Here is a 26720-nt window from a genome sequence, read left to right as displayed (position 1 = left end):
ACCGTCTTTTTACAACTACATTTTAAAAAATAATAAGCGGTACGATCTTCACCCGCAATCACAAACGAATCGCTATAAGTGAAATCAAGCGTAAACTTCGTTGTTCAATATCGTACAGATCGTTTCACTACCTGATCTGTGATTTTTTTATCACATATTACATACTAGGCTTTTTGTAGGCATTCCATTCTGTTCCACCTACATCAAAAAGCCTCTGACCTTGCAGCATGACATCCACTTACGTGCAAGCACCAAATATTCCACTACAGAAATATCCAGTCTCGTACATCAGCGATCTCACTGCAAAGCCAGAGGCTTACTTTTATGTCCGACCTATGATCACTATATCTAACCCATCACAATTGTATTTAACCCATCACCAAACCGCTCAAATCATCGAAATATTATCACGGCGCCCTGTTTTACGCTTTTCTACTAAGCGATTCAATGAATCCACATATGCGCGCGCGCTTGCTTCCAAAATATCGGTGCTTACGCCACGCCCTTGAGCGGTAATGCCTTCTTGTGTTAGCGCTACATGCACTTCACCAAGCGCATCTTTGCCTTGTGTAACCGCTTTGATCGAATAATCGGATAGCGTTACGTCCTCTTGGGAAGCTTTATCGATCGCATTGTAGATCGAATCGACCGCACCGTTACCGCTGGACTGCTCCTCACGCACACCACCGTCGATCGTGCTTAAACGTACACGCGCGGTCGGCTCGCTCTCGCTGTCAAACGATACAAACAGCGAATCCAATTGGAAAAACTCCGGCGTCTGTGCAAGCCGTTCTTCCAGCAGTGCAAACAGATCGTCATCGGTCACTTCTTTCTTTTTGTCAGCCAGCACTTTAAATTTAGTAAACGCGCGGTTGACCGCTTCTTCATCCAGCTCAAAACCAAGCTCGATCAGATGCTCACGAAACGCATGGCGACCAGAATGCTTGCCCATCACAAGCTTGCTTTCTTTCAGTCCGATCGTTTCCGGCGTCATAATTTCGTACGTCGATTTTTCTTTTAGCATCCCGTCCTGGTGAATGCCGGATTCATGGGCAAATGCGTTCGCACCTACGATCGCTTTGTTGCCCGGCACGACCATACCGGTCAGCTTGCTGACAAGACGGCTCGTACGCGCGATTTCGGACAGCGTAAACGATGTTTTTGCCCCGTAAAAATCTTGACGTGTTTCCAGCGCCATCGCCACTTCTTCCAGCGCCGTATTGCCAGCACGCTCGCCGATGCCGTTAATCGTACCTTCCACCTGATCGGCACCGTTCAAAATCGCTGCCAGCGCATTCGCTGTCGCCATGCCCAGATCATCGTGACAATGGGCGCTCAATTGTACTTTTTCCACACCAGGCACATTGTCTTTAACATATTTGAAAATATTACCGTATTCGTATGGTGTCAAATAACCGACCGTATCCGGCAAATTGACCACATATGCACCTTCTTCAATCGCCATTTTGGTCATCTCGGCGATAAATTCCAACTCCGTACGACCCGCATCTTCAAGCGAAAATTCAACTTTTTCAAAATATTTGCGCGCATAACGAATCGCTGAGCGTGCGGTATCACGCACTTGATCTTTGTCCATCCGCAATTTGTACTGACGGTGAATCGGTGAAGTCGCCAGGAACAGATGCAGGCACGGGTCTTGCGCCCCCTTCAGCGCCTCGCGTACCGCATCGATGTCCTGCTCACGCGAACGTGACAAACCAATCACACTGGCATTTTTTACAGCGTTCGCCACAGCATGCACCGCTGCCAGATCACCAGGCGACGCCGCCGGAAATCCAGCTTCAATTCGATCGACACCTAAACGCTCAAGCTGATGCGCAATCTCAACTTTCTCGGGAGTATTCAAATTAACTCCTGGCGATTGCTCTCCATCTCGCAGCGTCGTATCGAAAATATAAATTTTACGCATACTCGCACCTCCTTATCGTTTTAGGTAAAGCAAATGATTCACATGATCGTTGCAGCTAGACTAGCATCATCGTACATCATTACGAATTAGCTTGGCGAAACTCATTAAACTATCTATAACGATCCAATGATTCAAACTGCAACTTATAACGAGCTATACCTTTACAGGATTAACAAGGCTGAACAGACTTTAAATAAAACCTGATCCCCTCACTCGATCAACTCCAATTCAAGCATGTTCAACCTGTCTCCCGATCTCATTTCAAAATGATGTAAACATCATTGCATGATTATTTTTTGATCCAGTGCATCATCTCACGCAATTGACCGCCAACGACTTCCAACGGATGCTCGGATTCGTTGCGGCGTGTTGCTGTCAGGAACGCGCGACCGGATTGGTTTTCAAGAATAAAGTCGCGTGCGAATTTGCCCTGTTGAATATCGGACAGCACTTCTTTCATCGCTTTTTTCGTGTCTTCAGTTACGATACGTGGACCAGTTACATAGTCACCATATTCCGCAGTGTTACTAATGGAATCGCGCATCGTTGCCAGACCGCCTTCATACATCAGGTCAACGATCAGCTTCAGCTCATGCAGACACTCGAAGTAAGCCATTTCAGGAGCGTAGCCAGCTTCAGTCAACGTTTCAAAGCCTGCTTTAACGAGTGCGCTTACGCCGCCACACAGTACCGCTTGCTCACCGAACAGATCGGTTTCGGTTTCTTCGCGGAAGGACGTTTCGATAACGCCTGCACGTGTACAGCCGATCCCTTTTGCATACGCCAGACCGATTTCTTTGGCATTGCCGGTAGCATCTTGATGAATCGCGATCAGGCCAGGTACGCCGAATCCCTCCTCATATGTACGACGTACCATATGACCAGGAGATTTAGGAGCAACAAGCAGTACGTCATTGCTTTTTGGAGCAACGATTTGACCGAAATGAACGTTAAAGCCGTGTGCGAACAGCAGTGCAGCCGTATCTTTGAGGTTTGGCGCGATTTCGCTATTGTATACGCTCGCCTGTGTTTCGTCTGGCATCAGAATTTGAACGATGTCCGCTTTTTTGGTCGCTTCCGCAACAGACAATACTTCAAAACCATCGTTTTTCGCTTTGTCAAACGATTTACCTTCACGCAGACCGATCACAACGGACAGACCGCTGTCACGCAAGTTTTGTGCATGTGCATGACCTTGGCTACCGTAACCGATAATTGCGATTGTTTTACCTTTTAATACGTTCAATTCTGCATCGTTTTCATAGTAAGTCGTTACTGCCATTTTTTTCTTCCTCCTTTAATATATGAAACGTTGTACCGGCACTGCCGATGGTTGTTTTAACCCTCCTGAAAAGAGCGGGTATTTCAAAGGAAGCGACGCTGCTATCAGCAACACGATATCGGCAATATCGGCAATATCACCATTATATCCATTCCGCCAGCATGTGGGCAAAAGTATGGACTTTTGCTGTGCAAACACCTTTCCCATCGTACATCGTGTTTGAAGTTTATAAACACTACATTCGAAGTTCATAAACACTGAAAAGGTATGCTCTTTAGCTGTGCCAAACCGCTCTCATTGCACACTGTGTTTGCAGTTCGCCCACACGGAGTAGGTGAACAGCGTCCGATTTCCTTTCAAATCCCCGCCTTTTCAGGAAAGGTGAGGCTAATCATGAATTCGATCCTGCCCCAAGCAGACGAATGGCTTGCCGGTTTGCAGCCTGATTCGCATGTTCTAAACAGACTTCCATAGTTATAAACTTTATCTGCATTACTGCTGTCAATCGGCTTAACGTGATTATACGTTACCACGAATCATCGCAGTCGCGCCTGTGCGGGACAGTTCGCGAATGCCGTATGGCTTCAGCAGCTCGATCATTGCATCGATCTTTTCCGTATCGCCAACGACTTGTACGATCAGGCTAGTTGGCCCGATATCGACAACTGCTGCACGAAAAGTTTCGATAACTCCCATAATTTCGGGACGTTCGGACGGCTCGGCTTTGACTTTAATCAATGCTAGCTCACGCGCGACCATCGGACGGGAACTAAGGTCGATCACTTTAATGACGTCGATAATTTTGTACAATTGTTTTTCGATCTGTTCCAATGTGTGTTCGTCACCCGTTGTCACGATGACCATGCGGGACAGACCGGCTTCTTCGGATTGACCGACAGTAATACTTTCGATATTGAAGCCACGGCGTCCGAACAGGCCGGAAACCCGTTGCAGCACGCCTGGCTGGTCGTTAACTAATACGGCGATGGTGTGTTTGAACGTTGTCGCTATCATTCCTTATCCCCCATTAACATTTGATCAATGGTAGCTCCCTGCGGAACCATCGGATACACATTTTCGTGCTTGTTGACGATGAACTCCACTACGACAGGTCCCGGTGTGTCCAGCGCTTCCTGCCATGCTGCTTGTGCTTCCTCTTTGTTCGTAGCACGCAACCCTTTGACTCCGTACGCTTCCGCCAGCTTTACAAAATCCGGACTGCCGGACAGATCGATATGGCTGTAACGGTTGTCATAGATCAATTCCTGCCACTGACGTACCATACCGAGTACCTGATTGTTCAAAATGACGATCTTAACCGGAATATTATTAATTGCACAAATTGCCAACTCTTGCGCACACATCTGCATACCGCCATCACCGTTAATTGAGATGACAAGGCGATCCGGGTTTGCCATTTGCGCACCGATTGCGGACGGGAAGCCAAAGCCCATCGTACCGAGTCCACCGGACGTTACCCAAGAGCGCGGTTTATTAAAACGATAATACTGCGCTGCCCACATCTGATGTTGCCCTACGTCTGTCGTTACGATCGCTTCACCGTTAGTCGTATCATTTAGCATTTCCACGACCCATTGCGGTTTCAACACTTCCTCGGAGTCGTCATAACGGAAAGGCTTGTCACGTTTCCATTCAGCGATCTGCTGACGCCATGCATCGGCTTTGGCACTGTATACCGTATCGCTGTTCAATTGCTCCAGCACCGTTTTTACATCACCGACGATTGGAATGTCGGTTTTTACGTTTTTGCCAATCTCGGCTGGATCGATATCGATATGGGCAATACGGGCATGAGGTGCAAAACCATTGAGTTTGCCAGTTACACGGTCATCGAAGCGAGCGCCGATGCTAATGAGCAGATCGGATTGCTGGATCGACTGATTTGCCGCATACGTTCCGTGCATCCCCGGCATCCCGATCCATAGATCGTTACCGCTTGGGAATCCGCCCAGACCGAGCAATGTGGTCGTAATTGGAATGCCGGTTGCCGTAACAAACTTCAGCAATTCCTCATGTCCACCAGAGTAAACGACCCCGCCGCCTGCCAAAATCAACGGACGCTCCGCATTAGCAATCGCCTGATGCAGTTTATCCAATTGCAGCTTGTTCGCTACGACACGCGGATTGTAACCTCTCATCACAACCGGCTCCGTATGCGGCTTGAACAGTGATTTGGCTGCCGATACATCCTTTGGAATATCGATCAATACCGGGCCTTTACGACCGGTGTTGGCGATATGGAACGCCTCATGAATGACACGCGGCAAGTCCTCTACATCACGTACGAGATAACTGTGCTTCGTAATCGGCATCGTAATACCGGTAATGTCCGCTTCCTGAAACGCATCCGTCCCGATCAGCGTTGTCGCTACGTTACCGGTGATGACAACGAGTGGCACCGAATCCATATAAGCGGTCGCAATCCCGGTTACCAGGTTGGTTGCTCCTGGGCCCGAGGTAGCAATACAGACGCCCACCTTACCACTTGCCCGTGCATAACCATCGGCGGCATGGATCGCACCTTGTTCGTGACGCGTGAGCAAATGTTTGAAATCGTCAAATCCGTGCATCGCATCATAAATGTACAATACCGCTCCACCCGGATAACCAAAGACGCATTCAACACCTTCTAGCAGCAAGCTGCGGAGAAGCATCTCGGAACCTGTAATGACTTCCGGCTTCATCCATTTCTCACGTAATTGTTCAGTAGATTGCACATTCGGTATTTGCGCGCTCATTTGTGTTCCTCCTCCCAAAAATTCACATCGATCTTACATAAAATACGTATGACAGGCCGACGCATCCATTGACAGATGCTTGCTACAATTTTCTGCTGAAGCGTACTGGCTCAGGCTAATATAATCAAAAAAACCTTTCGCCACCCCAAACAGAAAAACTCTGTTCGAGGGACGAAAGGTTATAGCTTCCGTGGTACCACCCAGATTCGCATACAGCCTCACAGCCTATATGCCTCATCAAGTAAGACTTATACGTCTTACCTATTGTCTGTAACGTAGACAGTACGATTTTCCCTAATAATCATCGATCAACCGATGCCTTTCAGGAAAACAGCTCCGAGGTGAGCTCGTATAAAAGGGGTTTTGATGAAGCTTTCAGCAATGCGCTTCACTCTCTGAACAAAATAGCCCTTAAAACTTCGTCCTCATCATAGCCGATCATGGATATTCACAATATCGACCGCAACATTTCAAGTTGTTGTCAGCCGCTGATTTAGGAACATTATATGATTCATTTGAAACAGAGTCAACATTAATTTTTTTTGCACTTTTGGACAATCGTTATGATGGCGAATAAGACATTTATACAGCAAATATGTAATGTAACCGTAACCATTGTTGATATCGCTTTATATTTATAAAGCTAGAGTGCATATATCTTACATAGCTGCCGATTTGATTTTGTCTTCTATGCACAAATGAACCTATCGATATGATTTGTATTTTTGTCGGATTCGACACATGTGGACAAGCAATGTAAACTTGATTGGCTGAACCGCTGCCAACAAAAAAGTCGGCACTCCCGCAGGAGTACCGACTTGGATCGTTACGTATAAGCTACTCTCATACAAATCTTCCACCGTTTATAACAACACAGTGTACGTACAGACAGCAACTAGTACCTTGACTAGCTTACATTGAATGTTTGATTGACTACATCTTATGAAAAATACATTGGAATCCTAGCAGGAGAATATCGCTGCTATGCAATATCAAATTGCTTATTTAGTGCAGTCAGCCTACTAGCCGTTATCGCTTGCTCGGATCGTAAGGTTGACCGAGTGCAGATGGGGCGCTGGAGCGTCCGACCGCAGCGACGAGTACGATGATCGTGAGCAGGTAAGGCAGCATGTAGATAATTTCTGGCGGAATGCTTTGTGTCCAGGCAAATAACTGTACATAGTTACGTACAGCCTGTGCCAGTCCGAAAAATACCGCCGCGCCAAACGCACCGATCGGATTCCATTTCCCAAAGATCATCGCTGCAATTGCGATATAACCTTGACCGGAAATCGTATTGTGCGCGAATGTGCCTGTCGTAGTCAGCGTGATCGTTGCACCGCCGACCGCAGCTAATGCACCGCTGATCATTACGCCTACATAACGCATACGATTGACTTTAATGCCGACCGTATCGGCAGCGCTTGGATGCTCACCGACCGAGCGCAAACGCAGCCCAAATGGTGTTTTATACAATACAAAATACGAAATGAACACAAGAATAATCGCCAAATACGTCGTTGGATACGCATTAAACAGCGCGTCTCCCACTAGCGGAATTTTGCTCAGTCCCGGAATCGGCATCCGGCTGTAACCGGAGATCAATTCGGTTTCGCCAGCACCATCAAACAGCAGCTTGACCATGTATAGCGTACTGCCTGCTGCCAGGAAGTTGATGACGATCCCGCTAATGACCTGATCCGCTTTAAACGTAATCGATGCCACCGCATGAATGAGCGATACGATAATGCCGAGTACGATCGCTGCACACAGACCGATTGAAGCAGCGGCAAAGCCGTCCAGCCCGGCAGCCTGTGCATAATGACCAAACACGCCGGCAGCAAATGCGCCAAACACCATTAAACCTTCCAAACCGAGGTTAGTCACGCCCGATTTTTCGGAAAAAATACCGCCGAGCGAAGTGAAGATGAGCGCTGTCGCAAACACCAGCGTCGTATTAAGAAGCTGACCAATAATTGTTAATACGTCCATTATGACACCTTCTCTTTCTTGCGCTTCGCATAAAACGGTTTAAGCAACCAGCGCACGATTCCCTGTGCTGCGATAAAAAATATAATCGCACCGATAACGATACGTACGATTTCCGGCGGCACGTCAGCACTAAAGCTCATGCCTGCCGCACCGTAAGTGAGCGTACCGAACAAGATCGCACCGAGCACGACGCCAAACGGATTGTTCATCCCGATCAACGCGACCGCGATCCCATCAAAGCCGGTGCCTGGTGAGCTTGCCATAACGGACTGGTAACCAAATACACCGAGCACCGTAAAAGCGCCGCCTAGACCAGCAAACGCACCGCTAATAAACATCGCTTTCACGATATTACGATTAACGTTCATACCGGCATATTTGGAAGCGTCCTGGTTAAAACCGACCGAACGCAGCTCAAAGCCCTGCTTCGTTTTCCACATAAAAATATAAAAGAATACCGCTGCCAGCAGCGCGATTAATGTACCCCAGTGCACGCGCGCATTGCCCATCATTTCCGACAACCAACCGATCGCAATCGACGCGGACGGCTCAATAGCAACCGAACGTGTGTCTCCCGCCTGCAGTGCAAATGTATTAATGACCAGATTGGACAAATACAAACCGATCCAGTTCAGCATAATACATGAAATAACTTCGTTCACACCACGCGCCGCTTTCAAATAACCCGCCAGCGCCGCCCATAGACCGCCAAATACCGCACCCGCAATAATCGCCAGCGGAGCGTGAATAAAGGCAGGCAAACCATGCACATGAATCGCGATCATCGATGCCGCAGTCATACCGATCAAATACTGACCTTCACCACCGATATTAAACAAACCTGCACGCGCGGCAAATGCAAACGCAAGACCGGTCATAATGAGCGGTGTCATCTCCCGAATCGCTTCGCCAAAATCATACGAATCGCCGTATACACGCTCAACTAGTGCAGAATAAGCATCGATCGGGTTATAACCGCCCAGCAGCATTACGAGCGCTCCGAGCAACAGACCGAGAATAATCGCAACGACCGGCAATGTCACCGAGTCTTTCGTAAATAGTTTTAATACTTTATTCATGCGCTGCACCTCTCTTTACGGTGCTTCCCGCCATCATTAAGCCCAATTCCTGATCATTGGTTTGTTCCGGCAGCACTTCACCTACAATTTGACCTTCATAAATAACGACAATCCGGTCGGATACATTCAAAATTTCATCCAGCTCAAATGAGATCAACAATACGGCTTTTCCTTGATCACGCTGCGCAATCAATTGCTTTTGCACAAACTCAATCGCACCGACGTCCAAACCACGTGTCGGCTGTGCCGCTACGAGCAGATCGGGATTTTTGTCAATCTCGCGGGCGATAATCGCTTTTTGCTGATTACCACCGGACAGAGAGCGTGCCATCGTATGAATGCTTGGCGTACGCACATCAAAGCTATCGACGAGACGCTGTGCCTTTTTATCGATCTCATCATACTGCAAAAAGCCATTTTTGTTATAAGGCTGTTTGTAGTACGTTTCCAGCACCATATTTTCGCTAACCGAGAAATCCAGCACAAGACCGTATTTATGACGATCTTCCGGAATGTGTGCGATACCGGATTCGGTCACTTTACGCGGTGTCAAATTCGTAATCGGTTTGCCATGCAGTGTAATTTGTCCGCCATCTACATGACGCAGACCGGTTAATGCTTCGATCAGCTCGCTTTGACCGTTACCATCAACACCAGCGATCCCTAGAATTTCGCCTGCTTTCACCTGCAAACTAAGCTGGTTTAGCACCGCCATTCCATCTTTGTTTTTGGAAACGACATCTTTCATTTCCATCACAACTTCGCCCGGGTTAGCAGGGATTTTATCGACTTTAAAATTGACGTTGCGACCGACCATTTTTTCCGCCAGTTCCTGCGGGGATGTTTCGCTCTTTTTGAGCGTATCGATCACTTTACCGCGTCGAATAATCGTTACCGTGTCAGCGATCTGCATAATCTCTTTCAATTTATGCGTAATCAAAATGATCGACTTGCCCTCTTTGATCAGACGCTGCATAATGTCCATCAGCTCGGAAATCTCCTGTGGTGTCAGCACCGCAGTCGGCTCATCAAAAATCAGAATATTAGCACCACGATATAGCGTTTTAAGAATCTCAACCCGTTGCTGCATTCCGACCGAAATGTCGTGAATTTTGGCATTGGGATCAACGCGCAGACCGTATTGCTCAGACAGCTTGCGGATTTCTTCCGTCGCTTTTTTATAGTTGATTCGGGCACCCTTTTTCGGCTCGGAGCCCAGAATAATATTCTCGGTAACAGTAAATGGCTGTACCAGTTTGAAATGCTGGTGCACCATCCCGATGCCAAGCTCAATCGCTTTGTTTGGTCCATCGATCATAACAGGCTTGCCGTCCACTTCAATTCCGCCTTCATCAGGCTGATACAAGCCAAACACAATATTCATCAGCGTCGACTTGCCGGCACCGTTTTCACCTAACAGAGCATGAATTTCACCTTTGAACAGCTTGAGACTGATCGAATCGTTGGCGACGATTCCAGGGAAACGTTTCGTAATTTGTTTTAACTCTACCACAGGGGTTGCTGTATTCATGAAATCACCCTTATAAGCAAATTGATTATCCGTTTGGTAAGACTTCACACTGGATTGGATGTAGCTATGGATCGTGGAAGCCTTGCAACCACCAGTATAGCAATACGTTTTGGCATTACGATCAGCTTCTTTGTATAACGCCAATCGTAATCCGTCCATTCTGTTCGCTCCGTTTGGACAACTGGCAAATGGTCAGCAATTTTACCTGTAGACGTAACAACAAGGCTAGTGATTAACCAGCCTTGTGTTGGAGTCTGCTATAGTTGAAGCAGTTGGAATGAACTTATATTATTGAACGGAATCCGGTACTTTGATTTCACCTTTGATGATTTTTTCTTTGTACTCATCAACGAGTTTCAGTACATCGGCAGGAACGTTTTTGTTCGAAGTGGAAGCAACGCCTACACCATCATCTTTCAGACCAAGTGTTTCGGTACCACCTTTGAACGTACCATCGATGACTTCTTTGGATACTTTCTCAACAGCAGTGTCAACACGTTTGATCATGGAAGTCAGTGTCACTTTGTCGCCAAATTCCAGCGATTGGTCTTTATCGACACCGATAACCCATACTTTTTGTCCAGCATTTACGCGAGCTGTAGCTTCGTTAAATACGCCTGTACCTGTTGCACCAGCAGCTTGGAAAATAATGTCCGCACCGTCATTGTACAATGTAGCAGCTGCGGATTTACCGATATCCGGCTTATCGAATGCACCTGTGTAGTTTACGAGCAGTTGAGCTTTCGGGTTAACCGCTTGGATACCCGCTTTAAAACCAGCTTCAAAACGTTGAATCAGCGGGCTTTTCTCGCCGCCAACAAAACCGATTTTGTCTGTTTTTGTCATTTTACCGGCGATAACGCCTACGAGGAACGAACCTTCGTTTTCAGCAAATGTGATCGATTTTACATTTGGCTCATCCACAACGCTATCGATGATCGCCAGTTTAGCATTTGGGTTTTGCTGAGCAACCGTTTTAATGGCATCTGCCAAGTTAAAACCGATACCCCAAGTGAGATTATAGTTGTCTTTCACAAATTGATTCAGGTTTGGAATATAGTCCTGATCGGATTTACTTTGCAGATACTTGACGCTAGCACCAGTCTCGGAGTGTACTTTTTCCAATGCTTCCCAAGCAGATTGGTTAAAGGATTTGTCATTCACGCCGCCTACGTCAGTAACCATACCGATTTTTACATCACTGGAACCACCTTTTCCTGATGTACCGCTACCTGCATTGTTTGTGGAGTCGCTTTTGTTACCGCATGCTGCCAAAAAGACAGACAGTGCCAGTACCATGATCAGCGAAAGTGAATAGACTTTCTTCATGTATGTTGTTCCCCCTTAAAAGTATCAACTATACATCTGCTTCTGTCTGTAAAAGACGAACATTTTACCCAAATAAACACCAAAATGTTCGTTTTATGAGCAGATTCAATAGTCACTGAACCGATTATACAATCATGTGGTAGGAAAATCTACTATTTTAATAACAATTGGTCAATTAATTTATAATTTATATGAAGAAAGCGCTTCATATTGTTATTTCTTCCGAACATATGTCATTTAAATGTCAGCTAAACTATCTGATCATTCTAATTTTCGTCATTTAACGCGCTAAATCGACATATTATATGTTAGGTTTAATCCATCATTTACGTAATCGCTTCCAGTTGCACCTATACTGACGAATTCATAATCCGTACAATCGCTCGCTGTTACACCAATTGCTTCCTTATATATATAGCAACCGATAACTATACAAAAGCCAGTCATTTTACTAAACGAAATAAGCATATAGCCACGTATACGATGCGTTATGTGCATCCTATTGTCAGCAGTCTCATTTTAAGCTAAGCTCGTCAAAAAGCTTATGCGGTCGTAAAGATTAATCTACGCTTATCCTCAAAAAAAGAGCCCCTGCATATACAGAGACTCTCTTAATCACGCCCAAATTTAAGCGTTGATTTTTTCTTTTGCAACAGATGCCAGGGAGTTGAACGCAGTTACATCGTTAACTGCCAGTTCAGCCAGCATTTTACGGTTAATGTTCACGCCAGCCAGTTTCAGACCGTGCATGAGTTTGTTGTAGGACAGACCGTTCAGACGAGCGGCTGCATTAATACGTACGATCCACAGTCTGCGGAAGTTACGTTTTGTTTGACGACGGTCACGGTATGCATAGACCAGGGATTTGTTAACCTGTTCTTTTGCAGTTTTGAAAATACGGTGTTTGGAACCGAAGTAACCTTTTGCAAGTTTCAGATATTTTTTGTGCTTACGACGTGTGACGAATCCGCCTTTAACTCGTGCCATATTATAAACCCTCCCGGAAAATTAAATTATTTAAGATTAGCCAGACCTTGTTTCAAACGTCTTACATCACCAGCAGCCATCAATGGGCTAGTACCAAGTACGCGTTTTTGACGTTTGGATTTGTGGGACAACAGGTGGTTTTTGAACGCTTTATGGCGTTTTACTTTACCTGTTCCTGTAATTTTGAAGCGACCTTTCAAACTGCTATGAGTTTTCATTTTAGGCATTTGAATATCCCCCTTAGTTATTTTTCGGCGCCAAGATCATAATCATGCTGCGGCCTTCCAGTTTAGGCTGGCGCTCAACAGTACAGATATCTGCAACTTCATCTCTTACGCGTTCTAAGACTCTTTGACCAATATTTGCATGTGCAATCTCGCGACCGCGAAAGCGGACCGAGCATTTCACCTTGTCGCCATTGTTAAGAAACTTTACTACGTTGCGGAGCTTCGTTTGGTAGTCATGCTCCTCCGTATTGGCATGGAAGCGTATTTCTTTCAGTTCAACAATCTTCTGATTTTTACGCGCTTCTTTTTCTTTCTTTTGTTGCTCGTAACGGAATTTGCCATAGTCCATAATTCGGCATACAGGCGGCTTCGCTTGCGGTGCTACGTTAACGAGATCGAGATTCAGATCAATCGCCATTTGCATCGCTTCGCGCGTTGGCTTAATTCCGATTTGTTCACCTTCAGGACCTACCAGGCGCACTTCCTTGACCCGGATTTCATCATTGATCATATGTTCCTTACTAATAACTTCCACCTCCACATTATGATAGACAGCGGTATTGCAAAATAAAAAGGGATGCAGGCCTCATCACCCGCATCCCTTGATCATCACATCTATTCATGACAATAACATCGTCATCAAAGTAAGATCAATGAACCAGCCGATTCCAATCGGTCAGGTGAGAAGTCAAGCTTCTACTTATTCATTACTCGTTCCAAAAACACTTGATTAGTATATCATGGCTGTATAGGTATGTCAACACATTATTATATTTTATTATCGTCACCTATGCCCTCACACTAATCGCCTTCTTAAAAGTTAAAAGGTACAGTACGACTCGTAATCCGATATAAAGCTCCCCTACAAATGATGCAAGCTATTAAAATGCATATTGTTAATGACTAGCGTTTTGCCCAAGATTGATGTTAACTTTAAATCGGCTGCAAATTTTGCATAATAACGATCCGCCTTATTCACATAACAGGCGCAACACTCATTTTCCGAGCGTTGCGCCTGTTATATGATATGCAACCCGCCCCTGAACCGGTATTAGGCATGCGGAGCGCTGATGATGTTGAATCCCTTACATCGTGCTTTGCTTGCTGCCGTGTACATCTTCGATGCGTACGACACGTGTATGCTGTGTGTGGCTCCATTGTTTGTTGTTCTGAGTGAAAAAGGCATAAAACGTAATCGGCCACCAGGACAGACCATAAATTGGGAACAGCAGCAGGTACATGTATACTTTCCACGATTTGACCTTTTCCAGTATCATCGCGAGTACGAAAGTGACAACGTTCGCTGCAATTGCAGCGTAAGTAACCCAGAGTGGCAAATAATTATAAATCGACGAAATATGCGGCCCGCCCAAAATAGCGGTATCGATCCATACACCAGCAGTGAGCAGGAACGTAACCAACACGATATATACGTTCACACTGTACAGTGCAAGGTCAAACTTAATAATGTTCAATTGCTTAATACTTTGCCAGAGCAGTGGGAAGAAATAACGACGTGCTACTGTAAAGTGACCTTGCATCCAGCGCAGACGTTGACGGGAAGAAGCTTTGAATGTGAGTGGCTTTTCGTCAAACACTTTAGCATCATAACTGAATTTTGGATAAATGCCTTTTTCAGCACAACGCATTGTGAATTCCAAGTCCTCTACTAAGCTTGTTGCTCCCCAGCCGATTTCTTTGAGCAGTTCATTTTCAAAACACATGCCTGTTCCGCCGAGGAAGTTAGCCATATTCAAGTTATGACGGGACAGCTGCCACAGACGGTTAATGTACCAGTACGATACACCATAAGCCGCCGTAATCCAGGAATCTTCCGGATTTTTCGTATCGATATAACCTTGAATAACACGTGCGCCTTCGCACATATCATTGTTCATTTCTTTCAGGAAGTTCGGTGCAGCCAGGTTGTCGGCGTCAAACATAACGATCCCATCGTATTGACGCTCCATGCTCCATAGTTCGCGCAGCATCCATTCAATCGCATATCCTTTACCGCGTTGGTTCGGATTGACACGTACGCATGCGTTCATGCCGTGGCTGCGTACGATGTCAGCAGTGCTGTCTGTACAGTTATCGCAAATAACGAATACGTCATACAGTTCTCGCGGATAATCCATCTGCTTTAAATTTTCCATCAGTGCGCCGATAACTTGCTCCTCATTATGCGCTGCTACCAAAATCGCAAACGATTTTTGTGGCGCATGATCCGGTCTGCGTTTACGCTTTAAAATACCGAATAATGAAAAACCGAACTGATACACCGCAACAAATGCGAGTACAATTTGTAATACGATAAAGATTGTGTCCAATATATTGCCCATGAGTTTGTGTGACCCCCTTCAGTGGTAAACCCTTTTCCAAACGAATTCATTCATACGTAAGCGTTCTGTTTCATTTGAGTCCATTTGTCAGATTGCAGTATGCTTAACTGAACTGCCATTTCATTTTCATATTTCAGTTATGTTACAGTGTGTGCGTGTTTCATTATGAAGGAACGGTGTTCCTTACGCAAACTTTGCAAATTGCCGAAACTATAGCACCTATTGATGCTGCCATTAAGATTTTGCACACTTTTGATTCGTTTGTCAAAGCGCGAATTTTCAATCTTTCGTGAAAACTCTGTAATATAGACGTAATATATTACAGGAATGTTGCAGAAGATGATTTAATATCCGTTTCTCGCCCGTTATCGCTGTTTTGCTCGCTTTCTAAATCTTTAGTCGCATATTTACATCATTTTTATTGTGATTTATGGTTCGATTGATGTGTATTTAAGATTGGTCTATACTTCAGCTCTGTTAGGAAGGAAAATGAAGAACGATCATTTGCGGCTAAGCGTCACTGCACTTGTCTGCCAATCCTATAAACGTTTTAATTTCGCTTGAATCAACCAAATTTGTGAACGACGATGCTAGTTATGATGCCATCATTACGCTTGTCCAGCGTCCCTCCACTCCATCTTGAAGCTATCGATCGTTAATATGGTCGCTTTATCCAGCTGCGATTACATCTAGCATAGTCTAAGCGCAAACGTGAATGAGTGCAGCGGTTAGAGGGTAAGTTTAAATAAGGAGGCAGCTATCGTTTCCACAATTGGCAGACATTGACCGCATATGTGCACGAATAACACCTATACAACGGTAATTTAACCGCTACTTAACGTTATAATGCTTGAAATGGTTAAAGAATAAAAATATGATTAATTTAAGCCAAAAACGGCAATATATACGGGGGTCTCTCATGCGTCATTTTCTTATCCGCTTACAAACGATGGAGCAGTATATTTTCAGATGGGTTAACACCAGACTTCATAATCGATTCTTAAACTTGTTTTTCTACTATCTGACGAATCTGGGCGGAGCAACCTTTACGATTATTGCAACGCTGGCGATCTGGCTGTTCGCACCGCATTCATGGGGATTGACCGGTCTGCAAGCGGCAGTGGCGCTGGCGATTAGCCATATTCCTGTCGCGATCGTCAAAAAGCTATATCCGCGCATCCGTCCTTATTTGGCGCTACCGGAAACGATCACCTTTCGCAATCCGCTCACCGATCACTCGTTCCCATCCGGGCATACGACAGCGATCTTCTCGGTTACTGTACCGTTTATGCTAACGCATACGGGCACGATTCCGTGGTTGTTACCGATTGCGCTAATCGTAGCGATATCTCGTATGTATCTCGGGCTTCATTATCCGTCCGATGTGTTGGTCGGAATGCTGATTGGCTCTGGGGTCGCCTATGGTACAGTTGCATTATGGCCATAAAGGGGTTATTGTAACATTACAGTAATATGTTACAAGTATATTACAGATATTCGCTGAAATGACTTGCTAGCAACAAGCTATCTATAATGATGCATAGAATACGTTTTAGAAAAGGTGAAATGAACGTGACAAAATACAGAGTGCTGCTTCTGTCGGAAGGTTTTGGTTCAGGTCATACACAAGCTGCCTATGCATTGTCGAGTAGCTTACGTAAAATCTCGCCGAATATCCAGACACGTGTGCTGGAGCTTGGCAGTTTCCTCAATCCCAAAGTAGCGCCACTCATTATCACCGCTTACAAAAAAACGGTTATATCGCAGCCTAAATTGATACGGATGATGTACAAAAGCCAATATAAAAAATCGATCAATCGTCTGGCTACACTTGCCCTTCATCGTATCTTTTATACCCATACACATAACGTTATTCGTCAACTGCGCCCGGATGTGATCGTATGCACACATCCGATCCCGGGTGCTGTTATCGCCCGGTTAAAGCGTCTCGGACTGCAAGTCCCGCTATGCATGGTCATTACCGATTACGATGCACATGGAACATGGGTTATTCCGGAAGTGAATCGCTATCTCGTCTCTACCGATGGCGTTCGTTCCAAATTACGGCTGCGCGGTATTGAAAACTCCCGTATTCATATTACCGGCATCCCGGTACATCCGAATTTCTGGGAACATCCGAGCAAAGCGGAAATTCGTAAGCGCTTTGGGCTGAAAGATATGCCGACCGTACTCGTTATGGGCGGTGGCTGGGGGATGGCGGACGAATCGATTAGCAGCCAGTTAATCGGTTATGCCGATGATGTGCAGTTTCTGTTCTGTTTTGGCAGCAATGAGAAATCGTATGAACGCGCCAGACAGGATTGGCGCTTCAATCATGACCATATTCATCTGATTCGCTACACGAAAGAAATCGACAAACTGATGGAAGTGGCTGATCTGCTCGTAACGAAGCCAGGCGGTATGACTTGCACCGAAGGTCTTGCCAAAGCGATACCGATGCTGTTTTACAATGCATTGCCAGGGCAAGAGGAACAAAATTCGCAATATTTTACCGAACAAGGCTGGGGCGAGCCGATCACATCACCGGGCATCGTGCATCAATGGATGAATCTGCTCATTCATGATTATGAAGCGGTCGTCACACAGCGCCAACTCAAGCTAGAGCAAATCGACCGTTACAACCCGACAGAATGCGCGCGTAGCATTATGGATATGGTAGAACAAAGCAAGGTCTTAACCTGAATCGGTTAAGACCTTGTTTTATTATGGTCACGCTATATTCGGTTATCGCGATAGCGGTTCACGATCGCTGCCAAACCGTAGACTCCGTATGCTTGCTTCCATAAGCCGCTCGCTTAATATTGATCAAGTCGTACCCGGTTGTATTCGGCAAGCGCTGCTTGACCAATCATGACTTCGCAGCGGTGAATGCGCATCCCTTTACCCATAAATTTGGCTTCGTATTCGGTCATCACATGTTGTTCATTGATGCCATCACGGTGCAAGTTCAAGCTAATATTAGTCATTTGCAGACCATAATCCGCAAACGAGTTGATCGAGAACTCAAACAATGTCTCGGAATCGGTCTTAAAATGAATTTGACCATGTTCATTGAGCAGACGGCAATATTTCTCCAAAAAACGAGGATGTGTCAAACGACGACGTCCATGTTTCTTTTTCGGCCACGGATCGCTAAAATTCAAGTACACCCGCTCAATCTCGCCCGGTTCAAAAATATCTTCGATATTCTCGATATTCGCCAGTGCCAACTGAATGCTTGTCGGTGTACCCTTCTCCGCTTCTGCCCAGGCGATACGCGTTTTTTCCGCTGAACGACGCACCAGCTCATCATACATATCAAAGCCGATATAGTTCACTTCCGGATTGCGTACGCTCATCTGGCTAACGAAACGTCCTTTGCCCATTCCGAATTCAACATGAATCGGATAATTATTGCGAAAACGCTCGCGCCATTTCCCTTTATGCAGTTCAGGATTCAATACGACCAGCTCATGTTGCTGCTCCAGTTCCTCGCGAATCCCTTTTCTTCCTCTTAAACGCATCTTCTTCCTCCGATTTTCAAATAAGTTCGTGCGTCCGGCACGCTTTTCACTGCCGGTTGCAGGCTCACCCGTTAATATGCTCTATCGCTTGTACGGGATTATTTTGACGAAGAAACAGTAAAATGTAAAGACTTAAAAGGAAAAAAGGACTCTCTGCACTCAAAATGAATGCAAAAAATCCTTTTTTCTATATTTGGAATTGGGGTCCAACAATATTTAGGCTATCCTAGTCTACCGATTTTTGCGTCTAAATGCAATCGTATTGTACATGTAAACTATGAACAGGCTGTATTTTACTCAGCAACTATTTTTTAACCATCGAGTAGGCAAATGAATCAGCGGATCGGTTCATTTTCAATGGTTGTGCATTTTTGTTACAATAAGGGCTGTCTGTGGCTGTACTACTTGTTCCATTGCTATCGCCATATGTATACATGTTGTGCAATCGTGCAGCAGATGATGATGGTTATTGAACTGCTAGTATAGCTAGCATATGATCGATTCATCATGAATATGTGTACAGTTTAGATACGTTCAAACCTGTTTTTTGATGGAGACCATTTGGGGTATGCAGTACAGATCGGATTTGTCAGCAACGTAACGATATTGGGATGATAGCAGACGATTTGACTAACATTGCGCTATAGAGGCATATGTAGTCGTATTATATTTACATTTTCCACGCAAAGGAGTTTATTATGGAAGTCATTCATGCTGGACAACAGCCCCTGCTTTGGGGCGACAAACGATTTCATACGTGGAATACGGAGATGAAACGGCAATTTGGCGGCAAAGTGTTCAAAGTGATGTTGGATGCAGGTTTTACGTGTCCGAATCGGGACGGCACCATCGCCACCGGCGGCTGTACGTTTTGTAGTGCGCGTGGATCGGGTGACTTTGCAGGCTGGCGACGTGATGATCTGGTGACCCAGTTTGAAACGATCCGTGATCGACAGCATCGCAAATGGCCGCAGGCGCAATATATCGGTTATTTTCAGGCGTATACGAATACGTATGCACCGGTTGAGGAGTTACGGGCATGTTATGAGCTTATTTTACAGCAACTAGGTGTAGTTGGGTTATCGATTGCGACTCGCCCGGATTGTCTGCCTGATGATGTGATCGACTATCTTGCGGAGCTGAACGAGCGTACGTATTTGTGGGTAGAAATGGGTTTGCAAACGATCCATGAATCGACATCGACGTTGATCAATCGCGCCCATGATACACGCTGTTATGAAGAAGCGGTCGCCAAGCTGCGTGCGCGTGGCATTCGTGTCTGCACGCATATTATTTATGGGTTGCCGCTGGAAACGCATGAGATGATGCTGGAAACCGGACGTGCGGTCGCCCATATGGACGTACAAGGTATCAAAATCCACCTGCTACATCTCATGCGCAAAACGCCGATGGTCAAACAATACGATGCTGGTTTGCTGCGCTTTTTGGAGCAGGATGAATATATCCGTTTAATTGCGGACACACTGGAAATGCTGCCGCCAGCAATGATCGTTCACCGTCTGACTGGCGATGCGCCACGTCATCTGCTAATCGGGCCGCTCTGGAGTTTGAACAAATGGGAAGTATTGACCGGCATCGATGCTGAACTAACACGTCGGGATAGCTGGCAAGGCAAATATTGGAGGGGCAACTAGCATGGGATTTATGTCCGTACTAAGCTTTGCTCATAAGCTTGCTGCCGAACGGTTGCAGGCGATCTCCGGCGCAGTCGCGATTGATGCGACCGCTGGGACAGGTGCCGATACGTTAATGCTGGCACGTGCAGCGGGGCCTAAAGGTCATATATTTAGCTTTGACATTCAGCAGGCGGCGCTTGATCGTACATTGGAGCGGTTGAGTCGTTATACAGGCGAGCCGCTCGCTACGGTCACGCCTGTGCTTGCCAGCCATGAGCGAATGAGGGAGCATATTCCGGTTGCGCTGCACGGCAAGCTACAAGCGGTTATGTTTAATCTGGGCTATCTGCCTACCGGGGATCATTCGATTATTACGGTGCCGGCTTCCACATTACCTGCGCTTGAGCTGGCGCTTGAGCTGCTATCGCCGCGCGGCATATTGACGATTGTACTGTATCCGGGTCATGCCGGCGGTGCCGAAGAAGCGGCACTCGTGCAGCAATGGGCAGCCTCACTGCCGGTATGGCGTGCGCAATGTATCGTGTACCGTCAGCTACAACGACCGGATGCACCTTATTTGATTGCGATTGAGCGAAAAAAAGGGCAACCATCAGCGGAAATGATCGATAACGATGAGCGATCGTAATAATTTGACGATAGGAGCGCAATTTTTAATTACATCGATGGGTGTAGCTTGCTGGCACAGCGCTCGCTCTGATGCGGATGCTACTACAATATGTCCATCGAATGCACCAAGTCGAATGGAATATTGGTGCTGCTACATAAACAGGTGATTTCTTTGCTAGCGTGTAGATCGCTAGGAGCAACGTGAATGCGCAGTTAGTCGTTGGAGTGCAGTAATTTTTGCTATGCCTACCATTTGTTTACTCAACTGGATCGGATGCGTGTTCAAACTGCAAATTGTTTCGCGTTAGGGACTACGGCATGGATGCATTTTGCTGCGGCTGCGCTTATAATTTAGATGCTGTGCGCAATCGCAGCAACAGCGGACATTTATTATCGTAAAAGGAGTGCAACCTCATTATGCCAGTACGCAAAATCGAGCATGTCGGTATTATGGTTTCTTCGATTGAACGATCGATCGCATTTTATGAGCAGGTGGTCGGCTTGCAGCATTTGGAAACGACCGGTCATATTAATGAGCACATTCAGCTCGCCTTTCTTGCTTTTCCCGGACATACCGACACGGAACTGGAACTGATTCAAGGTTTTGGCGACCATTTGCCAGCAGAAGGACGAGTGCATCATGTCGCTTTTACGGTCGATGATGTGGAAGCGGAATTTGCACGCATTGGTGAATTAAAGCCGCATGGACTGGATGCGGACATTACGACATTACCAAACGGAAGTCGTTATTTCTTTTTCGATGGTCCAGACGGAGAGCGTCTGGAATTTTTCCAATCCGCACGTTAGGCTAGATGCAGTCATTCGCTATCTGACCGGATGGGAAGCACCATCTAGTTGCTTGACTGCGATACATACTGCGGCACACTATTATTCATCTGTATGGAGGAGAGAATATTATGACAAAGCCATACCCTCTGCAATTTCAACCTGAATTTAAAGAACGTGTCTGGGGTGGACGCGCATTAGAACAATTCGGCTGGAACATTCCTGACGGCGTGATCGGTGAAGGCTGGATGATTGCCGATCATCCAAACGGTACTACATCTGTCATCGGCGGCGAGCTGGACGGCATAGGACTGGATCAACTGCGCGAAACATTAGGACGTGACTGGTTTGGCACCAAAGGCGTATCCGAAACGAACGGTCGCTTTCCACTGCTAATCAAGCTGCTCGATTGCAATGATGATCTGTCGGTACAAGTGCATCCAACCGATGCGTATACGGCTTTGCCGGCAGGTGAGCTGGGCAAAACGGAAATGTGGTATGTGCTTGATGCCAAACCAGGCGCCAAAATTATCTACGGTCTAAAAGAAGGCGTTACACGCGAAACTTTGGCGGCTGCGATTAACGAAAACCGTATTATGGACGAGTTGCAAGAAGTGCCGGTACAGGCTGGCGATACTTTTTATATCCCGGCAGGAACGGTACATGCGCTCTGTGCAGGTGTACTTGTTGCCGAAATCCAGCAAAACTCCGATACGACGTATCGTCTGTATGATTATGATCGTCCAGGTCTGGATGGCAAGCCACGCGAGCTGCATATCGACGATTCGTTAAACGTTATCGCCTACGAAGGTGCCGGCGCTACGACGATGAAGACCGATGGACTGGCAGCAGGCGAATGGTTGGAGCTGGCTCGCTCGCCTTATTTTATCGTGGAAAAAGGCGTTGTGGAGCAGGCGTGGGAACTGTCCACTACACCGGACAGTTTTACGATTATAGTCGTTGCGGACGGCGAAGGCATATTAGCTTGGGATGGCGGCAGCACACCGCTTAAAGGTGGACAATGCTTCTTGCTGCCAGCGAATCTGGGCAGCTATACGCTGGACGGTCACTGCACCGTCATTCGCTCGTACTTGCCTTAACCGATTTGTAGGGGGGAGGCAGTGAAGTGCTGCTCGCATCATAACAATTTGCGCTCATCCCCCCTTCCACTTGGATGGAGCCTGAATAAGCTAAATAAAGCACAAATACCAAATGAACACTGCCTGCCTAGCGGCATAACGAACAGCCTGCATCCGCGCTTCACTTAGCGCAGCGATGCAGGCTGTTTATGTTTATTTATCATTATGCAAACTAACCGCATACAACGGAGCAGTCTATAAAACTATTGGAAGACACGCTTTAGCAAAATGCACGATGAAAAACCTTTCCTTTACAGCAGACTACTCATATAATAACGAATCTGCTGTCTCCACCAGTACCATTCGTGATCGACATCATCGCCCCAAAATTCAATGCGGGCAGGAATATGTTTATGTTGGAGTAGTTGTTGCAAGCGTCCGGTTTCGTAGCGCATCTCGTCTTCCCATGCGCCTTGTCCGCAGCAGATGACGATTCGACTGCGGCGGTATTGATCTAACACATATTCGTCGTGCAGATTGGGCAAATAATCAAGTGGTGAATTGTAATAGACTGCCCCTGCTCGATAATCGCCAAAAAAGTGCTGTACAGAATAAACACCGCTTAACGCTAACAATGTATCGAAAAATTGCGGATAGCGGAAAAAGAAATTGCCGCTGTAATACGCGCCCATCGAGCAGCCGCTAATCATAATTTTTTGTTCGTGACCGCCGTTATGATGCTGACTTTCCCATAAAATGCGTGGAATAAGTTCATTGACGATATACGCATTGTACTGTTCATGACGACCGATACGATCGTCGATATTCCAGTGTGAGGAGAAAAACGTTTCCTCGTCGATGCTATCGCATGTCCATATTTGCAATTTACCAGCATCGATCCATTCAGCCAGCTCATCGATCATACCTGAATCTTCATACTGATAAAAACGCCCTAATGATGTCGGAAAGACGAGCATAGGCTTGCCACGATCACCATAAATCTTGTACTCCATTTCGCGGCCGAGTGCCGGGCTGTATTCTTTTCGGTATTGTACACTTACCATATTCACGCTTTCCGCCCTTCTGCTTCTCTATATAGAATCACCTGCGATCCGGCTCCAACAGCGATCTGCTGTAACGCTATTCGCTATGCTGCTACCGGATTAGGGTGATGTTTAGCGCTCTGCCTGAATATAATTAGCCATCTCGCGTACACGCTCTAGCGTATCCGCACGGAACTGATACGCCCGATTACCGCTAGCACGACTGAAAATCGCTTCAATTTCTCCATAACGTACGATCCCATCGCCAAATTGCTGCATAATTTCGTCATGCGTATAAGTGTATGTTTTCCAGTCTTTGCGACTAGCATAACCGGTATAATAATGTCCGGCTGGCGGCTCGCCCTGTCCGCCGTGTACAACCATGCTCGCCCACAAGGAATAGACATCGACTTCGTACGCATAATTAATCGCATCGGTCATCCACGCTCCAGGTGGACGCATATTCACTTCCAACGCAATCAATCTGCCATCTTTATTCGACTTAAACAGCTCGATATGGAAAAATCGTTCTTTAATATCAAAAGCTTGCAAAATGCTTCGCCCTGCCTGCTCCACGTCAGGATCGACCGTTTTCAGGCAAAAATAACGCAGATGATCGTCATCGCTCACCACTTTCATAATGCTCTGTTCAAAACGATGGCTCGCCTGAAAGCGCACGACCCCATCACGATCAATCAGCCCATCATAGGTCAAAATAATACCATCCACGAATTCTTCCATAATAAATTCGATCTCTGGCGGACGTGTATGTAAAAAGTAGTCCAGCTCCTCCTGATCGTTCAGCTTGTAGGTCATACTCGCTCCTGAGCCAAGATCAGGCTTAACGACGACCGGAAAGCCATTACGCTCAATAAAGGCAGCCGCACTTTCGCTATCCGGATTTTTGAGAAAACGGACGGTATCAACGCCACTCTTTTGGAAAAAGTCTTTCATTTTTGATTTTTGCTTCAAGTTATCGACAAAATCAGCTTTTGTGCCTTCGATATTAAAATCGGTACGCATTTGTGCATCACTTTCCAACCAGTATTCATTCATCGATTCAAAGCGGTCGATCTTGCCGTATTTATGAGTAAAAAATCCAACGGCACGCAAAATGTCATCCTGCTGTTCCATACTGTCGATCCGATAATATTCTGTCAGTGCTGCCTGTAAACGAGGTTCCAGGCTTTCATATGCGGCATCACCGATTCCAAGCACGGTTGCACCTTCCTGATGCAAGCGAATGGCAAACTCGCCGCTGCTGCTCGGAAAATGAGGAGAGAAAAACACAAAATTCATGAACGTACCGCCTCCATCACAAGATTACAATTAATTTAGCAGTCTCTGGAACGTTCGTCAATTTGAATTATAAATTGACAGGCTGCGAATCGAGCAAGCAATGTCCATTGGAACACGTTATAATGTACTCGGGCTTATCGATCAACACAAAAAAACCATTTAAAACTGTAAGATTATAGGCTGATTATGGTTAATAATGGGATGATCTAAATGGTGGATGTAGCGTATACACGATCGCTTTTGATGGAAAGGAAGATGATCTCATGCAGGAACGTACATTTCAAATGATCGACCCACAGGGCATTGCGGTGCATGTGTACGAATGGCTCCCGCATGACATAACGATTAAGCGCGGGCTGCGTGGGATCGTGCAATTGTCGCATGGGATGTCGGAAACGGCGGCACGTTATGCACGGCTGGCTTCCGCTTTAACCGCGCAAGGTTATGCGGTCTATGGAAATGATCATCGTGGTCATGGACAAACGGCTGCTTCTGTGCACGAATTGGGCGATCCGGGCGAAGATGGATTTTATTGGATGGGGCAAAATTTATCCCAGCTGTCAAAATGGATTCGGCAGCAGTATCCGGGGCTGCCATTGTTTTTGTTTGGACATAGTATGGGTTCTTTTGTCGTGCAGCAACTGATGTATAGTGAGCCGGACGATTATGCCGGATTTATGTTGTCCGGTTCCAGTGGCGCGCGTGGACTGCTGTCCACCGGCGCACGGATTGCCGATTTGGAGCATAAGCTGCACGGCCCACTTCATCGCAGTCTGCTACTGCATGCGCTGGTATTTGGCGCGTACAATCGCGGCTTGCCGCGTCCGCTGGCGACCCGGTTTGACTGGTTATCCCGTGATCCGGAAGAAGTGCTACAATACGTCAATGATCCATATTGTGCTAAGCCGGTCAGTGTGCGCTTTTATGTGCATTTTTTTCGGTTGCTGATGGAAATTCATCGTCCTGAACATATGCGCCGTATTCCGAAACATAAACCGATCTATCTGTTCAGCGGCGATTGTGATCCGGTAGGACTGTATGGTAAAGGCGTGCGGCGTTTGTATGAACAGTATCGAAAACTGCAACTGTCCGATGTCGAACTTAAATTATATCCGGGCGCACGGCATGAAACGTTAAACGATATTAACCGTGACGAAGTGACTGCTGATCTGCTGCACTGGTTAGAGCGTCATTGCACCGCACCTGCACAAGTCACTTATGCACAGCAGCAATCCAGATAGGACTGCAACTACATCGTATGCGCATA

At 46.3% G+C, this 26720-nt stretch carries 22 protein-coding genes; 7 read left to right on the top strand and 15 right to left on the bottom strand.

Annotated elements, in window-relative coordinates:
• Positions 1-388: 388 nt before the first annotated feature.
• From U1I11_RS01570 to U1I11_RS01515, 12 genes are all read right to left on the bottom strand, one after another.
• A complete protein-coding gene (locus U1I11_RS01570) occupies positions 389-1930 on the bottom strand; it encodes a 2-isopropylmalate synthase (RefSeq protein ID WP_322903238.1) in 1542 nt (513 codons plus the stop codon).
• A 289-nt stretch (positions 1931-2219) separates the two neighbouring features.
• Complete coding sequence (gene ilvC, locus U1I11_RS01565; protein WP_322903236.1) at positions 2220-3212, bottom strand: ketol-acid reductoisomerase; 993 nt, start codon at positions 3210-3212, stop codon at positions 2220-2222.
• A 519-nt stretch (positions 3213-3731) separates the two neighbouring features.
• On the bottom strand, positions 3732-4226 hold the full coding sequence (ilvN, locus tag U1I11_RS01560; RefSeq protein WP_322903235.1) for an acetolactate synthase small subunit: 495 nt from the start codon (positions 4224-4226) through the stop codon (positions 3732-3734).
• The gene (gene ilvB, locus U1I11_RS01555) at positions 4223-5971 is read right to left on the bottom strand and encodes a biosynthetic-type acetolactate synthase large subunit (RefSeq protein ID WP_322903233.1); all 1749 of its coding nucleotides are present in this window, start codon (positions 5969-5971) and stop codon (positions 4223-4225) included. The genes ilvN and ilvB overlap by 4 nt, the downstream gene beginning before the upstream one ends.
• Before the next feature lie 1029 nt (positions 5972-7000).
• Positions 7001-7963, bottom strand: coding sequence for an ABC transporter permease (locus U1I11_RS01550; RefSeq protein ID WP_322903232.1), 963 nt, complete (start codon positions 7961-7963; stop codon positions 7001-7003).
• Positions 7963-9042 carry an ABC transporter permease gene (locus U1I11_RS01545; RefSeq protein WP_322903230.1) on the bottom strand — a complete coding sequence of 360 codons (1080 nt, stop codon included), beginning with the start codon at positions 9040-9042 and terminating at the stop codon, positions 7963-7965. Before U1I11_RS01545 ends, U1I11_RS01550 begins: the two co-directional genes overlap by 1 nt.
• The gene (locus U1I11_RS01540) at positions 9035-10573 is read right to left on the bottom strand and encodes an ABC transporter ATP-binding protein (RefSeq protein WP_322903228.1); all 1539 of its coding nucleotides are present in this window, start codon (positions 10571-10573) and stop codon (positions 9035-9037) included. Before U1I11_RS01540 ends, U1I11_RS01545 begins: the two co-directional genes overlap by 8 nt.
• 288 nt (positions 10574-10861) lie before the next feature.
• Positions 10862-11902, bottom strand: a complete 1041-nt coding sequence (locus U1I11_RS01535; RefSeq protein WP_322903226.1) for a BMP family lipoprotein — start codon at positions 11900-11902, stop codon at positions 10862-10864.
• Positions 11903-12529: 627 nt separating this feature from the next.
• Positions 12530-12889 carry a 50S ribosomal protein L20 gene (gene rplT / locus U1I11_RS01530; protein WP_322903225.1) on the bottom strand — a complete coding sequence of 120 codons (360 nt, stop codon included), beginning with the start codon at positions 12887-12889 and terminating at the stop codon, positions 12530-12532.
• Positions 12890-12915: 26 nt separating this feature from the next.
• The gene (rpmI, locus tag U1I11_RS01525; protein WP_322903223.1) at positions 12916-13116 is read right to left on the bottom strand and encodes a 50S ribosomal protein L35; all 201 of its coding nucleotides are present in this window, start codon (positions 13114-13116) and stop codon (positions 12916-12918) included.
• A 13-nt stretch (positions 13117-13129) separates the two neighbouring features.
• Positions 13130-13627, bottom strand: coding sequence for a translation initiation factor IF-3 (gene infC / locus U1I11_RS01520; RefSeq protein ID WP_322903222.1), 498 nt, complete (start codon positions 13625-13627; stop codon positions 13130-13132).
• A 574-nt stretch (positions 13628-14201) separates the two neighbouring features.
• A complete protein-coding gene (locus U1I11_RS01515; protein WP_322904457.1) occupies positions 14202-15449 on the bottom strand; it encodes a glycosyltransferase family 2 protein in 1248 nt (415 codons plus the stop codon).
• A 928-nt stretch (positions 15450-16377) separates the two neighbouring features.
• Between U1I11_RS01515 and U1I11_RS01510 the strand changes: the two genes are divergently transcribed.
• Together U1I11_RS01510 and U1I11_RS01505 are read left to right on the top strand one after the other, a co-directional pair.
• Positions 16378-16905, top strand: coding sequence for a phosphatase PAP2 family protein (locus tag U1I11_RS01510; protein WP_322903221.1), 528 nt, complete (start codon positions 16378-16380; stop codon positions 16903-16905).
• A gap of 125 nt (positions 16906-17030) precedes the next feature.
• Complete coding sequence (locus tag U1I11_RS01505) at positions 17031-18161, top strand: MGDG synthase family glycosyltransferase (protein ID WP_416235453.1); 1131 nt, start codon at positions 17031-17033, stop codon at positions 18159-18161.
• A 113-nt stretch (positions 18162-18274) separates the two neighbouring features.
• On the opposite strand, the gene trmB is transcribed toward U1I11_RS01505, so the two are convergent.
• Positions 18275-18982: a tRNA (guanosine(46)-N7)-methyltransferase TrmB gene (trmB, locus tag U1I11_RS01500; RefSeq protein WP_322903216.1), complete on the bottom strand. Its 708-nt coding sequence runs from the start codon at positions 18980-18982 to the stop codon at positions 18275-18277.
• Positions 18983-19680: 698 nt separating this feature from the next.
• Here trmB and mnmL point away from each other — a divergent pair.
• The 4 genes from mnmL to U1I11_RS01480 all read left to right on the top strand — a co-directional run bounded on the left by mnmL (position 19681) and on the right by U1I11_RS01480 (position 23132).
• Positions 19681-20637, top strand: coding sequence for a tRNA modification radical SAM protein MnmL/YtqA (gene mnmL, locus U1I11_RS01495; protein ID WP_322903215.1), 957 nt, complete (start codon positions 19681-19683; stop codon positions 20635-20637).
• A 1-nt stretch (position 20638) separates the two neighbouring features.
• The gene (gene mnmM, locus U1I11_RS01490; RefSeq protein WP_322903213.1) at positions 20639-21265 is read left to right on the top strand and encodes a tRNA 5-(aminomethyl)-2-thiouridylate-methyltransferase MnmM; all 627 of its coding nucleotides are present in this window, start codon (positions 20639-20641) and stop codon (positions 21263-21265) included.
• A gap of 398 nt (positions 21266-21663) precedes the next feature.
• Positions 21664-22053, top strand: coding sequence for a VOC family protein (locus U1I11_RS01485; protein WP_322903211.1), 390 nt, complete (start codon positions 21664-21666; stop codon positions 22051-22053).
• A 110-nt stretch (positions 22054-22163) separates the two neighbouring features.
• The gene (locus tag U1I11_RS01480) at positions 22164-23132 is read left to right on the top strand and encodes a type I phosphomannose isomerase catalytic subunit (protein ID WP_322903209.1); all 969 of its coding nucleotides are present in this window, start codon (positions 22164-22166) and stop codon (positions 23130-23132) included.
• A 290-nt stretch (positions 23133-23422) separates the two neighbouring features.
• Here the strand turns inward: U1I11_RS01480 and U1I11_RS01475 are convergent, their stop codons facing one another.
• Together U1I11_RS01475 and U1I11_RS01470 are read right to left on the bottom strand one after the other, a co-directional pair.
• Positions 23423-24175, bottom strand: a complete 753-nt coding sequence (locus U1I11_RS01475; protein WP_322904455.1) for an esterase family protein — start codon at positions 24173-24175, stop codon at positions 23423-23425.
• 111 nt (positions 24176-24286) lie between these two features.
• A complete protein-coding gene (locus U1I11_RS01470) occupies positions 24287-25453 on the bottom strand; it encodes an ATP-grasp domain-containing protein (RefSeq protein ID WP_322903207.1) in 1167 nt (388 codons plus the stop codon).
• Between the two features lie 263 nt (positions 25454-25716).
• Here U1I11_RS01470 and U1I11_RS01465 point away from each other — a divergent pair, with 263 nt between their 5' ends.
• Complete coding sequence (locus U1I11_RS01465; RefSeq protein ID WP_322903205.1) at positions 25717-26694, top strand: alpha/beta fold hydrolase; 978 nt, start codon at positions 25717-25719, stop codon at positions 26692-26694.
• The last annotated feature ends 26 nt before the right edge of the window (positions 26695-26720 follow it).

The sequence above is a fragment of the Paenibacillus campi genome (assembly GCF_034659835.1).
GTDB classification, from domain to species: Bacteria; Bacillota; Bacilli; order Paenibacillales; family Paenibacillaceae; genus Saccharibacillus; species Saccharibacillus campi.
The sequence above is the reverse complement of the archived record's forward strand: the minus strand, read 5'-3'. Positions and strand labels throughout refer to the sequence as shown.